The sequence below is a fragment of the Aequorivita marina genome, assembly GCF_031631895.2.
Taxonomy (GTDB): domain Bacteria; phylum Bacteroidota; class Bacteroidia; order Flavobacteriales; family Flavobacteriaceae; genus Aequorivita; species Aequorivita marina.
Map to the genome: position 1 here is coordinate 582,800 of NZ_JAVMBW020000001.1, position 18,233 is coordinate 601,032.

Here is an 18,233-nt window from a genome sequence, read left to right on the forward strand (position 1 = left end):
TTAGCGGAGTAAATTGGTATCTTCGTCTGGGAAAACCAAGGCCGGTTTAAAGGTTTTTGCCTCCTCAAGATCCATTATTCCATAAGTAATTAGAATTAGAACATCTCCAGGGGCAACCCGTCTGGCGGCTGCACCATTAAGCGTAATTTCACCACTTTTTCGCGGTCCTGGAATGGCATAGGTTTCTAGGCGTTCGCCGTTATTGTTGTTTACTATTTGGACCTTTTCGCCTTGAATAATATTGGCGGCGTCCATCAAATCCTCATCAATAGTTATACTGCCAATATAATTTAAATCGGCGCCGGTAACTTTTACTCTATGAATTTTAGATTTTACTACGTGTATTTGCATGGTGCAAAGATATTAATTTAATGGCATATTATCGATCAACCTAACTTCGCCGGCAAACGCAGCAATAAATGCTCTGTATTTCACATTTTTTACTTTATGCGTGGCTGTTTTAAGCGTTTCTTCGTTGGCTATTTCAAAATACTCTAAGTTCAGGCTTGGATTTTGCAAAAACCGTTCCGCAACCAATTCATTTAAATCTGCTAATGAAGCTGATTCAAATTTCTGGCTTACTTCATTTAGAATTTTATAAATTAGGGCAGCTTCTTTAAACTGTTTGGCACTTAGTCGTTTATTACGCGAACTCATTGCAAGCCCGTTTTCTTCCCGTAAAATAGGGCATCCTACAATTTCTACAGGTAGATTTTCAACCTTGACCAACTTTTTAACAATCTGTAATTGCTGAAAATCCTTTTCGCCAAAATATGCAGCATCCGGCTTTACAATGCCAAAAAATTTATCAAGAATAGTTCCCACTCCATCAAAATGACCTGCTCTATGTTTACCCTCCATTTCATTCTCAAGGCCTTCATAATTATATCTTCTTGCTCTAACGGAAGTATCGTATAAATCTGTAACCTCGGGCAAGTACACAATTATTTCACCTTCCAAACTTTCTAAAAGCGAAATATCATCTTCTGGCGTCCGGGGGTATTTATCAAGATCTGTATTATTATCAAACTGCGTTGGATTAACAAAAATGCTTACAACCACCACATTATTTTCGTCTAAAGCTTTTTTCACCAAAGAAAGATGGCCCTCGTGCAAGGCTCCCATTGTAGGTACAAAACCTATTTTGTTTTTTTTATCTGGTTTCAATTCAGAATTGCGAACCGAAGATAAGGCCTGCATCAAAGGTTTTTTCTGCGTATGTATAAGCATAAAATAGCATTAAGATTGGCCAAAAATAATATATTAAAGACAATCTACATAAATTTTCGTAATTTTGCGTTTTTTTAAGGCCTCCTCCATATTTTGAGGAGAATCATAAATAACACCTAAAACCCTTTATAGATGAAAGATAAAAGAGTCTTGTATGTGTCTTCTGAAGTAATTCCTTACCTTCCTGAGACCGAGATTTCTTCAATGTCGTTTGAAGCACCGCGCATGATTAACAGTAATAATGGTCAAATCCGCATCTTCATGCCAAAATACGGCAATATTAATGAAAGAAGACATCAACTCCACGAAGTAATTCGCCTTTCCGGAATGAATCTGGTAATTAACGATTTAGATATGCCCCTAATTATAAAGGTTGCCTCCATACCAAAAGAGCGCATTCAGGTTTATTTTATCGATAATGAAGATTATTTTAAGCGGAAGGCAACATTTGCAGATGAAGACGGAAATTTCTTTAAGGATAATGACGAGCGTGCTATTTTCTTCGCTAAAGGTGTAATTGAAACTGTAAAAAAACTAAACTGGGCGCCAGATATCATTCACGTTCACGGATGGTTGGCCTCTTTTCTACCGCTGTATTTAAAAAATTACTACGGAAACGAACCTTTGTTTGAAAACAGTAAAATTGTTACCTCGGTTTACAATCAAGGTTTTGACGGAACACTTGCTAAAAACACAGTTGAGAAACTTCAGTTTGACACCATTGATGACGACGCAATTAAAAAGTTAATAGAACCGAATTATATTAATTTAATGAAGGTAGCCATTGACAACTCTGATGCAGCAATAATTGGTTCAGAAGAAATACCAGAAGAGCTTAAAGAATATCTTAACAATCTGGAAAAACCAGTGTTAAAGTATCATAATATGGAAAACTTTTCCCAAGCGTATTTAGATTTTTACAGCGACGAAGTTTTAAAATAAGCACATTGTTGTTTTCGAGCGCCAACAAGCGAAGATAGAACACCGTGTAACAGAAAAATCAAAACCGAAATTTACTTCTCACTTTAAAAATTCAATAAAGACTGATGAAAATAAAAAATTTGTTGCCCATAGCAGGCACTATTTTGTTTATTATAATTGCATTTTCCTCATGCCAAGACGATATTAGCGCAATTGGTTCGGAAATTATAGGAGATGAAATACCCAACGGTATTTTAGACGACTCGCAGACCATAGTTTCTTATAGCAAGAAAATGGGACCGGTGCAAAGCAATAGACTGCCTAGCTACCAGTTTGGGGTTTACAACGATCCTGTTTATGGAAAATCAACCGTAAACCTGCTTTCGCAACTCACTTTAGAAAAGAACGATCCAAAATTTGGTGACAGTGCGACCGTAGATAGCGTGTTTGTTTACTTGCCATATTTTAACGAAGCTACAACCGTAGATAGCACTACTACCTACGAGCTGGATTCAATCTATGGTGCTTCACCAATTAATGTTTCTATACTGGCTTCCAATTATTTTTTAAGACAGTACGACCCCAATACCGGTTTTCAGGAGTTTCAGAATTACTACACCGATGAAGGCGGCACTTTTGAACAACACTTAGGTGAAGAACTTGCTACTGTTGAAAACTATTTTCCGAATGAATCAGGATTTGTTTTTAATGCAGGTGAAGACGAAGAAGAAAAACTGCCACCAGGGTTTAGGGTGAAGTTAGATTCTACTTTCTTTCAAGATAAAATTATCGCGATGGAAGGGAAAGAGGAATTGCGAAACAGCAATAACTTTAAAGATTACATGAGAGGCATATACTTTCAGGTAAGCTCACCTACTAATGATGGCAGCCTTTTTATTTTTGATGCATCTGAAGCGTATATTTCTATTTATTACAATTACAAGGAATCGCCTGAAGCCGAAGAACGCGAAAATGGCGTTTTCAAATTGAATTTTGGGGGTATAAATGTCAATACCTTTACTAATGACTTACCGCAAAACGTAGAAACTGCTTTAGAAAACCCAAACACTTCAACTGGAGAAGAAAACCTGTACGTACGTGGTGGCGATGGAATAATTTCGGTTGTAGAGCTTTTCGGAAGAGATCTTGACAACAACGGTGTGGCCGATGACCTTGAAACGCTGCGCGATAAAGAGTGGATTATAAACGAAGCCAATTTATTTTTTTACGTAAATCAAGATATGATTGCTGGAGGCGATACCGAGCCTGAGCGAATTATTATTTACGATCTTAAAAATAGCAATGTTTTGGCAGATTACAACACTGATATTACCAACGGTTTACCACCATTAGAAGCGTTTGTTAACCATTACGGCAGATTGGAGCGCGGAAGTGATAACAAAGGAAAGTTCTATAAAATGGAAATAACAGATCACATTAGCAACCTAATTAATAAGGACAGCACCAATGTTCCTTTAGGAGTTGTAGTGTCGCAAAATGTTTCAATTAGAACTACCCAGAAACTTGAAAACCCATTAGAGCCGTCAATTGAAGAAATACCGGCGAGTAGCGTAATTTCTCCTGAAGGAACCATCTTATATGGAAACAACGCTACAGATCCAGATAAAAGATTAAAACTCCAAATTTATTATACCGAACCAAACTAAAAGTGTTTTATGTGTGGAATTGTAGGCTATATTGGCCATAGAGAAGCGTATCCAATTATTCTAAACGGCTTAAAGCGTTTGGAATATAGAGGGTATGATAGTGCAGGAATTGCATTGTTTGATGGAAATGATATTCAACTTTGTAAAACGCAAGGTAAAGTAGCAAGTCTTGAGGAAAAGGCAGAGCGAGAAATTTCATTAAAAGGAAACCTAGGTATTGGCCACACCCGTTGGGCAACCCATGGTGTACCTAACGATGTAAACAGTCATCCGCACTACTCCAACAGCGGTGACTTAGTGCTTATCCATAACGGAATTATTGAAAATTACGATTCTCTTAAAAAAGAATTGATAAAACGAGGCTATACCTTTAAATCTGAAACCGATACCGAAGTATTGGTAAACCTCATTGAGGATATTCAAATTAAAGAAGGCGTAAAACTAGGAAAAGCAGTTCAAATAGCTTTAAACCAAGTGGTTGGCGCATACGCTATTGCTCTTTTTGACAAAAAGAAGCCAAATGAAATTGTTGTGGCAAAACTCGGAAGCCCGTTGGCAATTGGAGTTGGTGATGATGAATTCTTTATCGCTAGTGACGCTTCACCGTTTATCGAATTTACCAAAAGCGCCATTTATCTTGAAGACGAAGAAATGGGGATTATCCGGTTAGGACGCGATGTAAAAATTCGTAAAATTAAAGATGATAAACTCGTTGCGCCTTACATACAAGAACTTCAATTAAACTTAGAGCAGATTGAAAAAGGTGGCTACGAGCATTTTATGCTTAAAGAAATCTTTGAGCAGCCTTCAGTTATTAAAGACACGTATCGCGGAAGACTTCTTGCAGATCAAGGCCTTGTTAGGCTTGGTGGTTTAGAAGATCATATTGGCAAATTCATCAACGCAGACCGTATTATTATTGTAGCCTGCGGAACTTCTTGGCACGCTGGACTGGTTGCCGAATACATCTTTGAAGATTTAGTTCGAATTCCCGTTGAAGTTGAATACGCTTCCGAATTTCGTTACCGAAACCCAATTATTTCAGAAAAAGATGTTGTTATAGCTATTTCACAAAGTGGTGAAACGGCAGATACTCTTGCTGCAATAAAACTTGCAAAATCTAAGGGCGCATTCGTTTATGGAGTCTGTAATGTTGTTGGCTCAAGTATTTCAAGAGAAACACACAGCGGAACCTACACCCATGCCGGACCCGAAATTGGCGTGGCATCAACAAAAGCCTTTACCACCCAGATAACGGTATTGGCGATGATAGCCCTGCGTTTGGCAAAAGCGAGAGGAACTATTAGTCAACGTGATTTTATGGTTTATTTACGCGAGCTAGACCTTATCCCAAACCATGTAGAAGAAGCCTTAAAAACGAACAAAAAAATAGAGGAGATTTCCGAAGTGTTTAAAGATGCCCGAAACTTTTTATACCTCGGGCGAGGCTATAACTTCCCAGTTGCTCTTGAGGGAGCTTTAAAGCTAAAGGAAATTTCGTATATCCATGCGGAAGGTTACCCCGCTGCCGAAATGAAGCACGGCCCCATAGCACTTATTGATGAGCACATGCCTGTTGTGGTAATTGCTATAAAGAGTGATCACTATGAAAAAGTGGTTAGCAACATTCAAGAGATAAAAGCTAGAAAAGGAAAAATTATAGCCGTAGTATCAAAAGGAGACACGGCCGTTCGGGAAATGGCAGATTATGTAATGGAGGTACCACACACTCCAGAAGCCTTAACCCCGTTAGTAACAACTATTCCGCTTCAATTGCTTTCATACCATATTGCAGTAATGTTGGGCAAAAACGTTGACCAGCCTCGAAACTTGGCAAAATCGGTTACCGTGGAATAAGTTTTTAAAAAAAGAAACTAACATATAGAAAAAGACGAAGCACTGTAAATTCTCAGCGTTTCGTCTTTTTTCATGTTACAGTGAATTTAAAAAAACTAGCACTCTTATTTCAAAAATCCCCAACGGTAATAATTGTTCATTCCTGTAAAACCAACTGGGTCAAATTCTAGGTTCAGATTTCAAAATAAATTGATACTTTTAATGCATGCAAGTTATCAATCTTATTTCTGGGCCTAGAAATCTATCTACCGCGATTATGTATTCCTTTGCCCAAAGGAAAAACACCCATGTTATTGACGAACCCTTTTACGGCTATTACCTTCAAAATGCTGGTTTGGAAAACACCCATCCTTCACAAAAGGAGATTTTGCAAACTATGGAACTGAATGCAGAAAAAGTGGTTGAAAAAATAAATTCAATTTCAGGAAACAGTACCATTTTCATCAAAGGAATGGCGCATCATTATTTAACCAGTTCGCCAGATTATATACTAAACTGGGACAACGTGATACTCATACGCCATCCAAAAAAGCTAATTGCTTCTTATTCCAAAGTCATCCACACTCCTACTTTAAATGATATTGGGATTAAAACTGCATCGGCGTTATTTTTATTTCTAAAGAAAAATGGGAAAACACCAATTGTAATCGATAGTGATGAACTTTTAAAAAACCCCGAAGCTTATCTAAAAAAACTTTGTAACTTACTAAAAACACCTTTTTCAGAAAAAATGCTGCATTGGAAAAAAGGCAGTATTCCCGAAGACGGTATTTGGGCAAAGCATTGGTACAAAAATGTTCATAATTCTGAAGGATTTAGGGTGCAAAAAAGCAGTTCGCAGGCTTTACCCAAACGTTTTGAGCCATTGCTAAAAGAGGCATTGCCCTATTATGAAACTTTAAAGAATAATATCCTTACATTATAAGAAGACTTTTCCTGCAAGGTTTCAAAAACCTTGTAGGTATCTTAAAATAGAAATGCTAATACCTACAAGCCCAGAAAAAGACCTTGCAGGATAAAAACAAAAAAATGCTACAAAAATCAAATCCAAAGAACGACAACATCCAAGTTTTTATAAAAGACAAATTATATCCACGAAGCGAAGCAAAAGTTTCGGTTTTTGATAGCTCAGTCCAAGGCGGCGATGCAGTTTGGGAAGGACTGCGCGTATATCCTGAAGGAGTAGTTTGCATGGACAAACACTTAACCCGTTTGCACGAATCTGCCAAAACATTGGCTTTTACTGATATTCCTTCCAAAGCATTCATCAAAAAAGCAATCAAACAAACCCTTGATGCTAACGAAATGACAGACGATGTACATATTCGTCTTACCTTAACACGTGGTGAAAAAATAACCAGCGGTATGGATCCACGCCTCAATCAAAACGGTTCTTGCTTAATCGTTTTGGCAGAATGGAAACCCTTAGTCTATGACAACAGCCACGGAATAAAAGTGATAAGCACCAGCCAGCGCCGAAACTCGCCTCAATTTTTAGACAGTAAGATTCACCACAACAATTTACTCAATAATATTATCGCAAAAATACAGGCTAACGTTGCAGGAAAAGATGCGGGGTTAATGCTGGACGACCGTGGTTTTATAGCCGAGCTAAATGGCAGCAACTTATTTATGGTTAAAGACGGAATAGTTTTTACACCTTACGCACACGCTTGCCTTCCGGGAGTTACACGTAATTCTGTGCTTGAAATGTGCAAAAAACACAATATTGAAATTAAAGAGCAAGACATTAGCCTATCCCAATTCTATAATGCCGATGGTGTACTTGCAACCGGCACAATGGGCGAATTAACTCCTGTTGTAGAGATTGATGGCCGTAGCATTGCTAAGGAGGATCCACTTCAGAAAAAAATAATTAAACTTTTTACAAAAGAGGTACGGGGGTTGTGTGAAAAGCTGGATTAACTATGACAAGGTTTGAAATTTTGCAAAAGTTGACTTCCTTTTCGAGTATAAAAGTCTTCAGCACGCAAATTTTGGGCTTTTAATTCTATCTTTTTATAGTCATAAATTTTTTAAAAATTCCATTGCATTTATTACCAAGAAAAAACTATCTTTGCACCGTTCAAAATAGGGGTTAATTTGGAACCCTTAGATAACTATAAAATAAAGAGTTACTCATGTCACAAAGTACAGGAAAAGTTGCACAGATTATTGGCCCGGTAGTTGACGTTGCGTTTGATAGCGGATCGGAACTGCCAAAAATATACGACTCGTTAGAGGTAAACAACAACGGAAACCTTTTGGTTCTTGAAGTTCAATCGCATATTGGTGAAAGCATGGTGCGCACCATATCAATGGACTCTACAGATGGATTAAGCCGTGGCGCAGATGCAGTTGCAACTGGAGCCCCAATCCAAATGCCTATTGGCGACGAAGTGTATGGCCGACTTTTCAACGTAATTGGTGATGCTATTGACGGTATCGGAAACCTACCAAAAGCTGGTGACAAAGGACTTCCAATTCACCGTGAAGCACCAAAATTTGAAGACCTTTCAACTTCTACCGAAGTGCTTTTTACAGGTATTAAGGTAATTGACCTTATTGAGCCGTACGCTAAAGGTGGTAAAATTGGTCTTTTTGGTGGTGCAGGTGTAGGTAAAACAGTACTTATCCAGGAATTGATTAACAACATTGCTAAAGGCCACGGTGGTCTTTCAGTATTTGCTGGTGTAGGTGAACGTACACGTGAGGGTAACGACTTGCTTCGTGAAATGCTTGAATCTGGCATTATTCGCTATGGCGAAGACTTTAACAAATCAATGGAAGAAGGCGGTTGGGACCTTTCAAAAGTAGACAAGTCTGCAATGAAAGAATCTAAAGCAACCTTCGTTTTCGGACAGATGAACGAACCACCTGGAGCACGTGCACGTGTGGCACTTTCAGGATTGACCATAGCAGAATACTTCCGTGATGGTGCTGGCGAAGGACAAGGAAAAGACGTACTTTTCTTCGTAGATAACATTTTCCGATTTACTCAAGCAGGTTCAGAGGTTTCTGCACTTCTAGGGCGTATGCCTTCAGCGGTAGGTTACCAACCAACTTTGGCAACAGAAATGGGTGCCATGCAAGAACGAATTACTTCAACAAAAAGAGGTTCTATTACTTCTGTACAGGCGGTTTACGTACCTGCAGATGACCTTACCGATCCAGCACCGGCAACAACCTTTGCCCACTTGGATGCAACAACCGTACTTTCTCGTAAAATTGCTGAGCTTGGTATTTATCCAGCGGTAGATCCATTGGATTCTACTTCTAGAATTCTTACCGAAGCAATTCTTGGAAAAGAGCATTACGCATGTGCACAACGTGTAAAAGAGCTTTTACAGCGTTATAAAGAACTACAAGATATTATCGCTATTCTTGGAATGGAAGAACTTTCTGAGGAAGATAAACTTGCCGTAGGTCGCGCACGACGTGTACAACGTTTCCTTTCGCAGCCGTTCCACGTAGCAGAGCAGTTTACTGGTATTCCTGGTGTTCTGGTTGATATTAAAGAAACAATTAAAGGCTTTAACATGATTATGGATGGCGAATTAGACCATCTTCCAGAATCTGCCTTCAACCTTAAAGGAACCATTGAAGAAGCTATTGAAGCTGGAGAGAAAATGCTTGCTGAAGCTTAAATCAAGTTCAGAGTTATGAGTTATGAGTGCAGAGTTACTCATAACTCATAACTCATAACTCATAACTACAAGAAATGTACTTAGAAATAGTAACCCCTGAAGCATCCTTAGTGTCTGGAGAAGTAGAAAGCGTAACCGTTCCTGGTGTGAATGGCGAATTTCAAATGCTGAACAACCACGCTGCCATTGTTTCTGTATTACAAAAAGGAAAGGTGAAGTTTAGAGGAAACCCTACCATTGCCGAAGGTTTTGAAAAGAAATTCACCCAAGAAGACGGAAGGTGGATGCTACCTATTTCTGGCGGCACGGTTGAGTGTAACAACAACAAAGTAATGGTGCTGGCAGATTAAGCCCCCTAACCCCCAAAGCGGGAATAAAATCAAAATCCCAAATTCATTGCAAGCAAAGCGCGGCAATCTGAATTTGGGATTTTTGTTATTTAGAAGTAGAACTATCTGATTTTTCTTCTGTATTTGAAAGCTTTAACGGATAAGTAAAAACTTGACAAGCCTCTCTAATTAACTAATCAATTTTTAAACTCCAAAATATCGCCAGGCTGGCAATCTAAAGCCTTACAAATAGCCTCAAGCGTTGTAAAACGAACTGCTCGCGCTTTTCCACTTCTAAAGATTGAAAGATTTGCTTCTGTAATCCCTACAACCTCGGCAAGCTCCTTCCCTGTCATTCCTCTCTTCTGAAGTAAATCGTCAAGTTTTATGATAATGGCCATATTATATTGTTAATTCATTATCCACTTTAAGTTCGTTTCCGTTTTTAATAATGTCGGCGATAATGTATAAAACAAAAGCCAAAATTATAAGCAAGAAGTTCTTACTCAAACTTTCAACAGTAACTCCTAATTGTCGTTCTCCATCTGAATGTATAAATACAGCTATATCAAAAGCAACGCCCAAAATTGCAGACACCAAGAAAAATTTTCCAGCTATTATTAAGTTTCGAGAGCTTTTATCATTAAACATTCCATTTTTTACGGTTATTCTTAATCCATTACCAACATAGATTAAGCCTATTAAAGTGAAAACTTATATAAATACGTTCACAAATGATGTGTAATATCCAAATATGAAATCGTTATGCAGATTCAAATCCTTATAGGGATCCATAAAATTGGAAATAAATTCTACGTAAATATTACCAACAAAATATAGCGCGAATATCACTATTAGCCCAAATACGAAACCGTACATTATTTTAATCTTTTTCATATGTAGAGTATTATCGTTTATCAATAACAAACATACAATAATTATTGATAAACAATAACTTATTTATTGAATCGGTATATTTTGTTGACATCAATCCCTAAAGTTATACTAAGCCCTTCCAACAGTGTAAAGAGATTAGTAAATTTGTGTGAATCTATAGATTATGCAGTTACAGAAGATAGACAGGGTTAAAACCATTACCAAGGAAGATTTTATAGCAAACTACTTCAAGCCCCAAAAACCGGTGGTAATTGAAAACTATGTTGAAGATTGGCCAGCGATTAAAAAGTGGAACCTCGATTATATGGCCGATATTGCAGGCAATAAAACCGTACCGCTATACGACAACCGCCCCGTTAGCCACAAAGATGGTTTTAATGAGCCCCACGCTACGATGAAAATGAGGGAATATGTTGATCTGCTTAAAAAGGAGCCGACCAAATACCGTATTTTTCTATGGAATATTTTAAAGGAAGTACCCGAACTTCAAAATGATTTTTCATATCCCGATTTTGGGCTACGATTAATGAAAGGCCTCCCGATGCTCTTTTTTGGCGGAAAAGACTCCTACACCTTTATGCACTATGACATTGATTTGGCGAACATCTTTCATTTTCACTTCCAAGGAAAAAAGGAAGTGATTCTCTTTGATCAAAAACAAAACGACTATCTGTATAAAATACCGCACTCATTAATTACACGGGAAGATATTGATTTTCACGATCCCGACTACAGCAAATGGCCTGCCCTAAAAAAAGCGGAAGGTTTTATTGCCAATTTAGAGCACGGAAACGTTATGTACATGCCCGAAGGCTATTGGCACTATATGCGGTATATAACCCCCGGATTTTCCATGAGCCTACGCGCCATACCTCGGCATCCTAAAAACTTAGCTAAAGCGGTTTATAACATTGCTATAATGCGGTATTACGATCAATTAATGCGTAAGATAAAAGGCCAGGATTGGATTGATTGGAAAAACGAACAAGCTGTTTTACGCACCAACAAAAAGCTATAGTTTTAAAAGAATAACTACCTTACCCTTAAAAATTTAAACCATGAAAAAATTCGCTATAATTATCGCGCTTTTTTGCTTCCAACTTGCCATAGGTCAAGCCTACACAGGTAAAGGCGATATCAAATTCCAGGTTGGAGCCAACCTACAACAGAACGGAACGGGCATTGTGGGAAGTTTTGATTTTGGTGCGGGCGAAAACATATCGTTTGGTATTGCTTCTTCCTATCTTCTGGGGGTAGATAAAATTACTAATGAGAACGACGAAGAGGTTCCCTTTGCAAAATTTAAAGACCGCTTTGACCTACGGGCCAGATTTAACGCAAACCTAGGCAATGTAATTAATGTTAGCGACAACTTTGATGTGTATCCTGGTCTATACGCCAGCCTAAAAAACTTTGGCGGCCATCTGGGCGCCCGTTACTTCTTTACTTATGGCTTTGGTGTTTTTACCGAAATTAGCGTCCCCTTTGCCAAGTACAATACAGACGCGCTGACCCCACCCGAAAAGCTTCACAATCAATTTTCTGTAAATCTGGGGGCTTCGTTTAATATATAAGAGCACAAGCTTTGATTTCTTAAGCTGTTTTGAATTAAGCGGCATATTGATACGTATCAGAAACCGCAAATACATCCTTAAAAAACATGTAACTTGGTGCGTGTAACCTTTGTATATTTATGCTGTCTAGCATTTAATCAAAACCAGCAAGAGGAACATATTATGACAAAAATATATTCATCAAAAGTATCTTACGGATTGCTGAGCTTTATATTTCTTATGTTTTATGAACCCTTGATTCCTGATTTTATTAATAGTGAACTTAATGGAAAATCGATTGGATTTATAATATTACTTACATTGGTTTTTATGTTTTTAGCACATCTTTTTTTAAAAACGAAATACACGATTGATTCTAACAAACTCAAAATACAATGTGGATTGATTACGTATAGACCAATTGATATTGATGAAATTAAAGAAATATCAAAAACTAATAGTATTATTTCTTCGGCAGCACCTTCATTTGAACGGATTCTAATTAAAAATGGAAAATTTAAGCAGGTTATAATTTACCCAAAAAACAAAGTTCAATTTGCGAAAGATCTGACTAGCTGAGTTCAACCCAAGAATAAAAACTAAAATAACTGAGTAAAAACCAAAATATCTGCTGAAACAAGTAAGTTTTGCATTATTATAATTGAACACTACTATTTATTGAATTAAGAAGTTATGAAAATTAAACCTATAGTTTTTTGTTTTGCACTATTCAGCTTTATTAACGCTTGTGCTCAAAAATCTGATAATACAACTGATAAAATGGAAATTGAATTTATTAAGGCCGCTAAAAATAACGACATAGAAAGCGTTCAAAACTTCTTAAAAAAAGGCGTTGACATTGAAGCCACGGATAACCACAAAAGGACAGCTTTAATGGTAGCAACTTACAAAAACAATGTAAAAGCAGCCAAATTACTTATAAAGGCCGGTGCCAATGTAAATGCACAAGATGATCGTTTAGAGAGTCCATTATTGCACGCTGGAGCCATAGGATATCTGGAAATCCTTAAGGAATGTCTGGCTACCGGTACCGCCAACCATATGTTATTGAACCGATATGGTGGCACAGCACTTATTCCTGCCTGTGAGCGAGGCCATACCGAAGTTGTTAAAGAGTTATTGAAAATAGATGACTATCCCATAGACCACATCAATAACCTAACTTGGACCGCCTTGATGGAAGCTATTGTTTTGGGCAACGGCGGAAAAACACATACGCATATTGTACAGCTGTTGGTAAATGCAGGCTGTGATGTAAACATTCCAGACAAAAATGGAATTAGCCCACTAACGCACGCAAAAAATAGCGGTTATACTGAAATTGTATCTATTTTAGAAAATGCCGGAGCCAAATAAAATAGTTCATTTAGAGATTTCCCGAATCTTCCCATACACCAATTCAGGTTCCCAACCGCGATAAAAAAGATAGTCTGCCAGTTTTTTGCGCTTTTTTTGAAGGTTTGTTTCGGTATCTAGTTGCCGCATTCGTTTTTCGGCCAGTGCTTCAAAGGTATTGTAGTATTCCGTTTCAGGTATTTCCTTTAAAGCAATTTTAATATTGAATTTTGTGATTTGACGAAATTTTAATTCGTTTACAATCCGGTTTTTGCCCCACTTTTTGGTTCTGAACTTACCTCTTGCAAAAGCTTGTGCAAAGCGGGTTTCATTTAAAAAATTATGCTGCAATAAGTGATGTATTATTAAATCTCTAGCTTCGGGAATCATCCGCATTTCATACAGTTTTTGGTTCACTTCCTTATGGCAGCGTTCCTGGTAAACGCAGTAGCGCTCCATTCGTCTTTTAGCCTCTTCTACTGTATATGTTTTTTGGGTGCTCACTTCTGAAAAATAACAAAATTTATTCGTATTCACCCCTTCCGCTCTTAAAATCGTGAAAAACGATTTTAAGAGCACCTTCCCCTAAAAAAGGGGAAGACACATCTTTATATATGTTTAAATCTGGATAGCTTTCCTCCCTTCGGAGGGGTTGGGGTAAGAACAAAAAAACCCCTTAAGAAGTAAGTCTTCAAAAGGGGTTCTGGTTATTTAATCATTTCACCATTTTTGTCGTGAAAGTGATATTCAAGATACGTATATGCATCCCGAGGTTGGATTTTTACCCATTTTTTGTGCTCCAAAAACCATTTGGTGCGCACACTAGGGAAACCTTTGGTTAAAAAGGCCGCTATAAAAGGATGCGTATTGAGTGTAATCTTTTTATAGTCTCTTTTAAAAAGGCGTTTTACCTCTTCGTTTATTCTATTTACAACAATGATAGGTGCCTCAATTTCGCCGTCGCTACCCATATTTGGGTCCTCTTCGCGCGTTTTAATATTCATTTCTGGCCTAACACGTTGGCGGGTTATTTGAATTAACCCAAATTTACTAGGGGGGAGAATTTTGTGCTTTGCTCTATCATCCTTCATTTCGTCACGAAGGTGGTTGTAAAGCTGTTTGCGGTGGCTGGCATTTGCCAAATCAATAAAATCTACCACTATAATTCCTCCCATATCGCGCAACCTTAGCTGCCTTGCTACTTCGGTGGCAGCAATTAAATTCACTTCCAGCGCAGTGCCTTCCTGTGTTTTTTGCTTATTACTACGGTTACCGCTATTCACGTCTATCACGTGCATTGCTTCGGTGTGTTCAATAACCAAATAAGCTCCTTTGCTTCCTGAAACTGTTTTTCCGAAAGAAGTTTTTATCTGTCGTTCAATGCCAAATTTTTCAAACATTGGCACATTAGAATCATATAACTTAACGATATTGTCTTTTGTTGGTGCAATTTGCTGCACATAATCTTGTATTTGCAAGTATAGGGTCTCATCGTCAATATGTATTGCGGAGAATGAATCGTTAAACATATCACGGATGATTGAAGCTCCCCTGTTTAGCTCGCTCAGCACTTTTGATGGGTGGTGCGCCCCACGCAGTTTCTTACACATCGCCGTCCAGCGTTCCATAAGGTTCTGCAAATCTTTGTCCAGTTCTGCTACTTTTTTGCCCTCGGCTACTGTACGTATTATTACGCCAAATCCTTTTGGTTTTATGCTTGTAATCAAGCGTTTTAACCGGTCTTTTTCTTCATTGCTATCTATTTTTTGCGAAATAGAAACACGATCAGAAAATGGAACCAAAACAATATATCTTCCGGCTATAGATAGCTCAGAACTTATACGCGGTCCCTTGGTGGATATGGGTTCTTTTACTACTTGAACCAGAATGGATTGATTACTTTTTAAGGCATCGTTTAGTTTGCCATTTTTATCAATCTCTTTCTCAAACGGAAAATCTTTTAGGGAATAATCTTTTAGCTTGCCAGAGCTTACACCTTTAACAAATTTTAAAAGTGATAGCACTTTTGGGCCCAGATCATGATAGTGTAAAAACCCATCTTTCTCATATCCCACATTCACAAAGGCGGCATTAAGCCCAGGAACAGTTTTACGTATTTTAGCGAGAAATATGTCGCCCACCGTAAAATTGTTGTCCTCATCTTCTCTGTGAAGCTCTATAAGTCTTCCATCCTTTAATAGGGCAAAATCAACTTCTTGTGAACCGGACCTAATAAATAATTCGTAGTTCACGTTAATTAATTTTGTTGTCCGCCGCGGCGGACTAATTAAACAATATTTTTACAGGTTTTATCTAAAAACCCGGCGAAATTGCATCAAAACCAAAAGCTAGCTGTTACAATTTCATTTTCAAAGAACGTTATTTCTTCATTTTATTCGGTAAAAGCACCAAATAGATACCTTTACCAAAACACTTTTTAAAACAGAAAAAGTAGTTTAGAAACTACTTTTTCTTTTTATGACGGTTAGCGCGACGTCTTTTTTTACGTTTGTGAGTCGCTACCTTATGTCTTTTTCTTTTTTTACCACTTGGCATACTAAAGTCTTTTTTAATGCCCCGAAAAAAATTCCAGGACGGGGTTAATATTATTTTACGTCCACGTTTGTCTTAACATTTTCAACAAAAACTTTTGCTGGCTTAAAAGCTGGAATATTATGAGCTGGAATTTTAATTGTTGTATTTTTTGAGATGTTTCTTCCCGTTTTTTCAGCTCTTGTTTTAATAATAAAGCTTCCGAAGCCTCTTAAATAAACATTATCTCCACCTTCCAATGAGTTCTTAACTTCTTCCATAAAGGTTTCAACGGTAGCTTGAACTTCATTCTTTTCCATTCCTAATCGTTCTGAAATCTTAGCTACAATATCTGCTTTTGTCATTACTTATATTTTTTAATTATTAATCTTTTCGTAGATTTTTTACAGTCCGCAAATATACATATTTTAAAATCAATAATTCAAACCTTAATCCTTTAAAATTTAAAGGAATATAGATTATTTTTACCCAATGCCGAAAACAACGCCCCCTTTTTCCAAACAATTGACGTCTTGGTATTTACAACATAAACGCGAGCTTCCTTGGCGAAATACAAAGGCTCCGTATTACATTTGGCTTTCCGAAATTATGCTACAACAAACTCGCGTAATGCAAGGTTTACCCTATTATTTAAAGTTTGTTGAGGCGTATCCAAAAGTGCAAGATCTAGCAAATGCTTCAGAAGATGAGGTCTTAAAAATGTGGCAAGGGCTGGGTTACTATTCGCGTGCGCGGAACCTGCATGCCACTGCCAAAATAATTTCAGAAGAAAGAAATGGTGTTTTTCCAGATAATTATACCGATTTATTAAAACTAAAGGGAGTAGGCGATTATACCGCTAGTGCAATTGCAAGCATCTCTTTTAACCAACCCGAGGCCGTTGTAGATGGGAACGTTTATCGTGTGCTAGCTCGTTATTTTGGAATTTCAACCCCCATAAACACAACGGCTGGCAAAAAAGAATTTAAACAACTTGCGCAAAGATTATTAGACCAGAAACAACCGGGAACTTACAATCAAGCCATTATGGAGTTTGGAGCTCGTTATTGTGTGCCAAAAAGCCCAGACTGTACAACGTGTATATTTAATAGTAGCTGCGTGGCTTTTCAAAAAAATAAAGTAGCCGAACTCCCGGTGAAATTAAAGAGCAAGCCAATAAAGGCACGATATTTTAATTATATGGTAGTTCTTTCGGAAAACGAGCATACCCTTCTAAAACAGCGTACCGGAAAAGGAATTTGGCACAAGCTCTATGAGTTTCCGCTTATCGAGACCCCTGAAGACGTTGAGCTTTCCACTTTAAAGAAACTCTCGAGGTTTCAAGAGCTCTTTAATGGTGTACGGATTGAAAATATTTCGCTTTTTAACGAGAAGCCAGTGGTTCACAAACTATCGCACCAGCATTTACACACGCGTTTCTGGATTGTAGAAACCCCAAAACAAGTTACCGCTTCTGTGCCAATAACCGAGATAGAAAATTATGCAGTCCCTATCTTGATTGAAAATTTTGTTTCTGAGTTTTTTGAAAATTACTAAGCCAAAAAATAAAAGCTGCTTACAAATGTCTAAACGGCAAGAAACCCGTTTTCAAATTTCCTTTAAATCCGTATTCTGAAAGAAATTCGAGGGATTTTGAAAAACTTTTTCATTCCTAGTGAATCATTCTATATAAAAGTATAAAAATTCCGTATATTTAAAATGCAAAATCTACCTTTGCAGAAATTAAAAAACAAAGAGTTATGAGTGGATCACTGAATAAAGTAATGTTGATAGGGCATACTGGCGATGATGTAAAAATGCATTATTTTGAAGGTGGAAACAGCTTAGGGCGTTTTCCACTTGCCACTAATGAAACCTATACCAACCGAGCTACAAATGAACGGGTAACCAACACCGAATGGCACAACATTGTAGTGCGCAATAAAGCAGCAGAAATCTGCGAGAAATATCTAAAAAAGGGCGATATGGTCTATATTGAGGGCCGCTTAAAAACCCGCAAATGGCAGGATGATAAAGGCATGGACAGATATAGCACCGAAGTACACTGTACCGATTTTACATTTTTAACGCCAAAAGGCACAAGTGGCAATCCTGAAAACAGCAATGCCGCACAAGCACAAAATCAAGCGAGCCAAAAACCGCAAGCTGAGACCCCAAAGCAGCAAAACAACTCAGTTTCTGAAGAACCGGACGACCTCCCTTTTTAATACCTAACTAAACCCA

20 protein-coding genes are annotated in these 18,233 nt (G+C 37.7%); 13 read left to right on the plus strand and 7 right to left on the minus strand.

The genetic code is table 11. The features are described from left to right. Together panD and panC are read right to left on the minus strand one after the other, a co-directional pair. A complete protein-coding gene (panD, locus tag QPK98_RS02660; protein WP_310991454.1) occupies positions 1 to 351 on the minus strand; it encodes an aspartate 1-decarboxylase in 351 nt (116 codons plus the stop codon). Between the two features lie 12 nt (positions 352 to 363). After that, on the minus strand, positions 364 to 1,230 hold the full coding sequence (gene panC, locus QPK98_RS02665) for a pantoate--beta-alanine ligase (RefSeq protein ID WP_310991455.1): 867 nt from the start codon (positions 1,228 to 1,230) through the stop codon (positions 364 to 366). Between the two features lie 132 nt (positions 1,231 to 1,362). On the opposite strand from panC, the gene QPK98_RS02670 reads away from it, so the two are divergent. From QPK98_RS02670 to QPK98_RS02700, 7 genes are all read left to right on the plus strand, one after another. Beyond that, positions 1,363 to 2,172: a glycogen/starch synthase gene (locus QPK98_RS02670; RefSeq protein ID WP_310991456.1), complete on the plus strand. Its 810-nt coding sequence runs from the start codon at positions 1,363 to 1,365 to the stop codon at positions 2,170 to 2,172. A 104-nt stretch (positions 2,173 to 2,276) separates the two neighbouring features. Then, positions 2,277 to 3,818, plus strand: a complete 1,542-nt coding sequence (gene bamH / locus QPK98_RS02675; RefSeq protein ID WP_310991457.1) for a BamH family beta-barrel-assembly machinery protein — start codon at positions 2,277 to 2,279, stop codon at positions 3,816 to 3,818. A gap of 9 nt (positions 3,819 to 3,827) precedes the next feature. Then, positions 3,828 to 5,675, plus strand: a complete 1,848-nt coding sequence (gene glmS, locus QPK98_RS02680; RefSeq protein ID WP_310991458.1) for a glutamine--fructose-6-phosphate transaminase (isomerizing) — start codon at positions 3,828 to 3,830, stop codon at positions 5,673 to 5,675. A gap of 205 nt (positions 5,676 to 5,880) precedes the next feature. Beyond that, positions 5,881 to 6,600, plus strand: coding sequence for a sulfotransferase-like domain-containing protein (locus QPK98_RS02685; RefSeq protein ID WP_310991459.1), 720 nt, complete (start codon positions 5,881 to 5,883; stop codon positions 6,598 to 6,600). Between the two features lie 104 nt (positions 6,601 to 6,704). Further along, a complete protein-coding gene (locus QPK98_RS02690) occupies positions 6,705 to 7,601 on the plus strand; it encodes an aminotransferase class IV (protein WP_310991460.1) in 897 nt (298 codons plus the stop codon). A 215-nt stretch (positions 7,602 to 7,816) separates the two neighbouring features. Next, the gene (atpD, locus tag QPK98_RS02695) at positions 7,817 to 9,322 is read left to right on the plus strand and encodes a F0F1 ATP synthase subunit beta (RefSeq protein ID WP_310991461.1); all 1,506 of its coding nucleotides are present in this window, start codon (positions 7,817 to 7,819) and stop codon (positions 9,320 to 9,322) included. A gap of 74 nt (positions 9,323 to 9,396) precedes the next feature. Further along, entirely contained in the window at positions 9,397 to 9,672 is a 276-nt protein-coding gene (locus QPK98_RS02700) for a FoF1 ATP synthase subunit delta/epsilon (RefSeq protein WP_310991462.1), read from the plus strand. A 176-nt stretch (positions 9,673 to 9,848) separates the two neighbouring features. On the opposite strand, the gene QPK98_RS02705 is transcribed toward QPK98_RS02700, so the two are convergent. Together QPK98_RS02705 and QPK98_RS02710 are read right to left on the minus strand one after the other, a co-directional pair. Then, positions 9,849 to 10,052: a helix-turn-helix domain-containing protein gene (locus QPK98_RS02705; RefSeq protein ID WP_310991463.1), complete on the minus strand. Its 204-nt coding sequence runs from the start codon at positions 10,050 to 10,052 to the stop codon at positions 9,849 to 9,851. Position 10,053: 1 nt separating this feature from the next. After that, a complete protein-coding gene (locus QPK98_RS02710) occupies positions 10,054 to 10,353 on the minus strand; it encodes a DUF2975 domain-containing protein (protein ID WP_310991737.1) in 300 nt (99 codons plus the stop codon). Positions 10,354 to 10,711: 358 nt separating this feature from the next. On the opposite strand from QPK98_RS02710, the gene QPK98_RS02715 reads away from it, so the two are divergent. The 4 genes from QPK98_RS02715 (at position 10,712) to QPK98_RS02730 (ending at position 13,478) form a co-directional block, all read left to right on the plus strand. After that, positions 10,712 to 11,566, plus strand: a complete 855-nt coding sequence (locus QPK98_RS02715; protein WP_310991464.1) for a cupin-like domain-containing protein — start codon at positions 10,712 to 10,714, stop codon at positions 11,564 to 11,566. 40 nt (positions 11,567 to 11,606) lie between these two features. Continuing rightward, positions 11,607 to 12,122, plus strand: coding sequence for a DUF6646 family protein (locus tag QPK98_RS02720; RefSeq protein WP_310991465.1), 516 nt, complete (start codon positions 11,607 to 11,609; stop codon positions 12,120 to 12,122). 96 nt (positions 12,123 to 12,218) lie between these two features. Beyond that, positions 12,219 to 12,680, plus strand: coding sequence for a PH domain-containing protein (locus QPK98_RS02725; protein ID WP_310991738.1), 462 nt, complete (start codon positions 12,219 to 12,221; stop codon positions 12,678 to 12,680). Between the two features lie 114 nt (positions 12,681 to 12,794). Further along, positions 12,795 to 13,478 carry an ankyrin repeat domain-containing protein gene (locus QPK98_RS02730; RefSeq protein ID WP_310991466.1) on the plus strand — a complete coding sequence of 228 codons (684 nt, stop codon included), beginning with the start codon at positions 12,795 to 12,797 and terminating at the stop codon, positions 13,476 to 13,478. 6 nt (positions 13,479 to 13,484) lie between these two features. Here the strand turns inward: QPK98_RS02730 and QPK98_RS02735 are convergent, their stop codons facing one another. From QPK98_RS02735 to QPK98_RS02745, 3 genes are all read right to left on the minus strand, one after another. Further along, on the minus strand, positions 13,485 to 13,961 hold the full coding sequence (locus tag QPK98_RS02735) for a regulatory protein RecX (RefSeq protein WP_310991467.1): 477 nt from the start codon (positions 13,959 to 13,961) through the stop codon (positions 13,485 to 13,487). Positions 13,962 to 14,164: 203 nt separating this feature from the next. Further along, the gene (locus QPK98_RS02740; protein WP_310991468.1) at positions 14,165 to 15,709 is read right to left on the minus strand and encodes an Rne/Rng family ribonuclease; all 1,545 of its coding nucleotides are present in this window, start codon (positions 15,707 to 15,709) and stop codon (positions 14,165 to 14,167) included. Between the two features lie 354 nt (positions 15,710 to 16,063). Beyond that, entirely contained in the window at positions 16,064 to 16,354 is a 291-nt protein-coding gene (locus QPK98_RS02745; protein WP_310991469.1) for an HU family DNA-binding protein, read from the minus strand. A 127-nt stretch (positions 16,355 to 16,481) separates the two neighbouring features. Between QPK98_RS02745 and mutY the strand changes: the two genes are divergently transcribed. Together mutY and QPK98_RS02755 are read left to right on the plus strand one after the other, a co-directional pair. After that, on the plus strand, positions 16,482 to 17,546 hold the full coding sequence (gene mutY, locus QPK98_RS02750) for an A/G-specific adenine glycosylase (protein ID WP_310991470.1): 1,065 nt from the start codon (positions 16,482 to 16,484) through the stop codon (positions 17,544 to 17,546). Between the two features lie 203 nt (positions 17,547 to 17,749). After that, a complete protein-coding gene (locus QPK98_RS02755) occupies positions 17,750 to 18,217 on the plus strand; it encodes a single-stranded DNA-binding protein (protein WP_310991471.1) in 468 nt (155 codons plus the stop codon). Positions 18,218 to 18,233 lie beyond the last annotated feature (16 nt).

Excerpts from the sequence above, each read along its gene's own strand:
- panD (WP_310991454.1), bottom strand. The coding sequence starts at position 351 with ATGCAAATACACGTAGTAAAATCTAAAATTCATAGAGTAAAAGTTACC.
- panC (WP_310991455.1), bottom strand. The coding sequence starts at position 1,230 with ATGCTTATACATACGCAGAAAAAACCTTTGATGCAGGCCTTATCTTCG.
- QPK98_RS02670 (WP_310991456.1), top strand. The coding sequence starts at position 1,363 with ATGAAAGATAAAAGAGTCTTGTATGTGTCTTCTGAAGTAATTCCTTAC.
- bamH (WP_310991457.1), top strand. The coding sequence starts at position 2,277 with ATGAAAATAAAAAATTTGTTGCCCATAGCAGGCACTATTTTGTTTATT.
- glmS (WP_310991458.1), top strand. The coding sequence starts at position 3,828 with ATGTGTGGAATTGTAGGCTATATTGGCCATAGAGAAGCGTATCCAATT.
- QPK98_RS02685 (WP_310991459.1), top strand. The coding sequence starts at position 5,881 with ATGCAAGTTATCAATCTTATTTCTGGGCCTAGAAATCTATCTACCGCG.
- QPK98_RS02690 (WP_310991460.1), top strand. The coding sequence starts at position 6,705 with ATGCTACAAAAATCAAATCCAAAGAACGACAACATCCAAGTTTTTATA.
- atpD (WP_310991461.1), top strand. The coding sequence starts at position 7,817 with ATGTCACAAAGTACAGGAAAAGTTGCACAGATTATTGGCCCGGTAGTT.
- QPK98_RS02700 (WP_310991462.1), top strand. The coding sequence starts at position 9,397 with ATGTACTTAGAAATAGTAACCCCTGAAGCATCCTTAGTGTCTGGAGAA.
- QPK98_RS02705 (WP_310991463.1), bottom strand. The coding sequence starts at position 10,052 with ATGGCCATTATCATAAAACTTGACGATTTACTTCAGAAGAGAGGAATG.
- QPK98_RS02715 (WP_310991464.1), top strand. The coding sequence starts at position 10,712 with ATGCAGTTACAGAAGATAGACAGGGTTAAAACCATTACCAAGGAAGAT.
- QPK98_RS02720 (WP_310991465.1), top strand. The coding sequence starts at position 11,607 with ATGAAAAAATTCGCTATAATTATCGCGCTTTTTTGCTTCCAACTTGCC.
- QPK98_RS02730 (WP_310991466.1), top strand. The coding sequence starts at position 12,795 with ATGAAAATTAAACCTATAGTTTTTTGTTTTGCACTATTCAGCTTTATT.
- QPK98_RS02745 (WP_310991469.1), bottom strand. The coding sequence starts at position 16,354 with ATGACAAAAGCAGATATTGTAGCTAAGATTTCAGAACGATTAGGAATG.
- mutY (WP_310991470.1), top strand. The coding sequence starts at position 16,482 with ATGCCGAAAACAACGCCCCCTTTTTCCAAACAATTGACGTCTTGGTAT.
- QPK98_RS02755 (WP_310991471.1), top strand. The coding sequence starts at position 17,750 with ATGAGTGGATCACTGAATAAAGTAATGTTGATAGGGCATACTGGCGAT.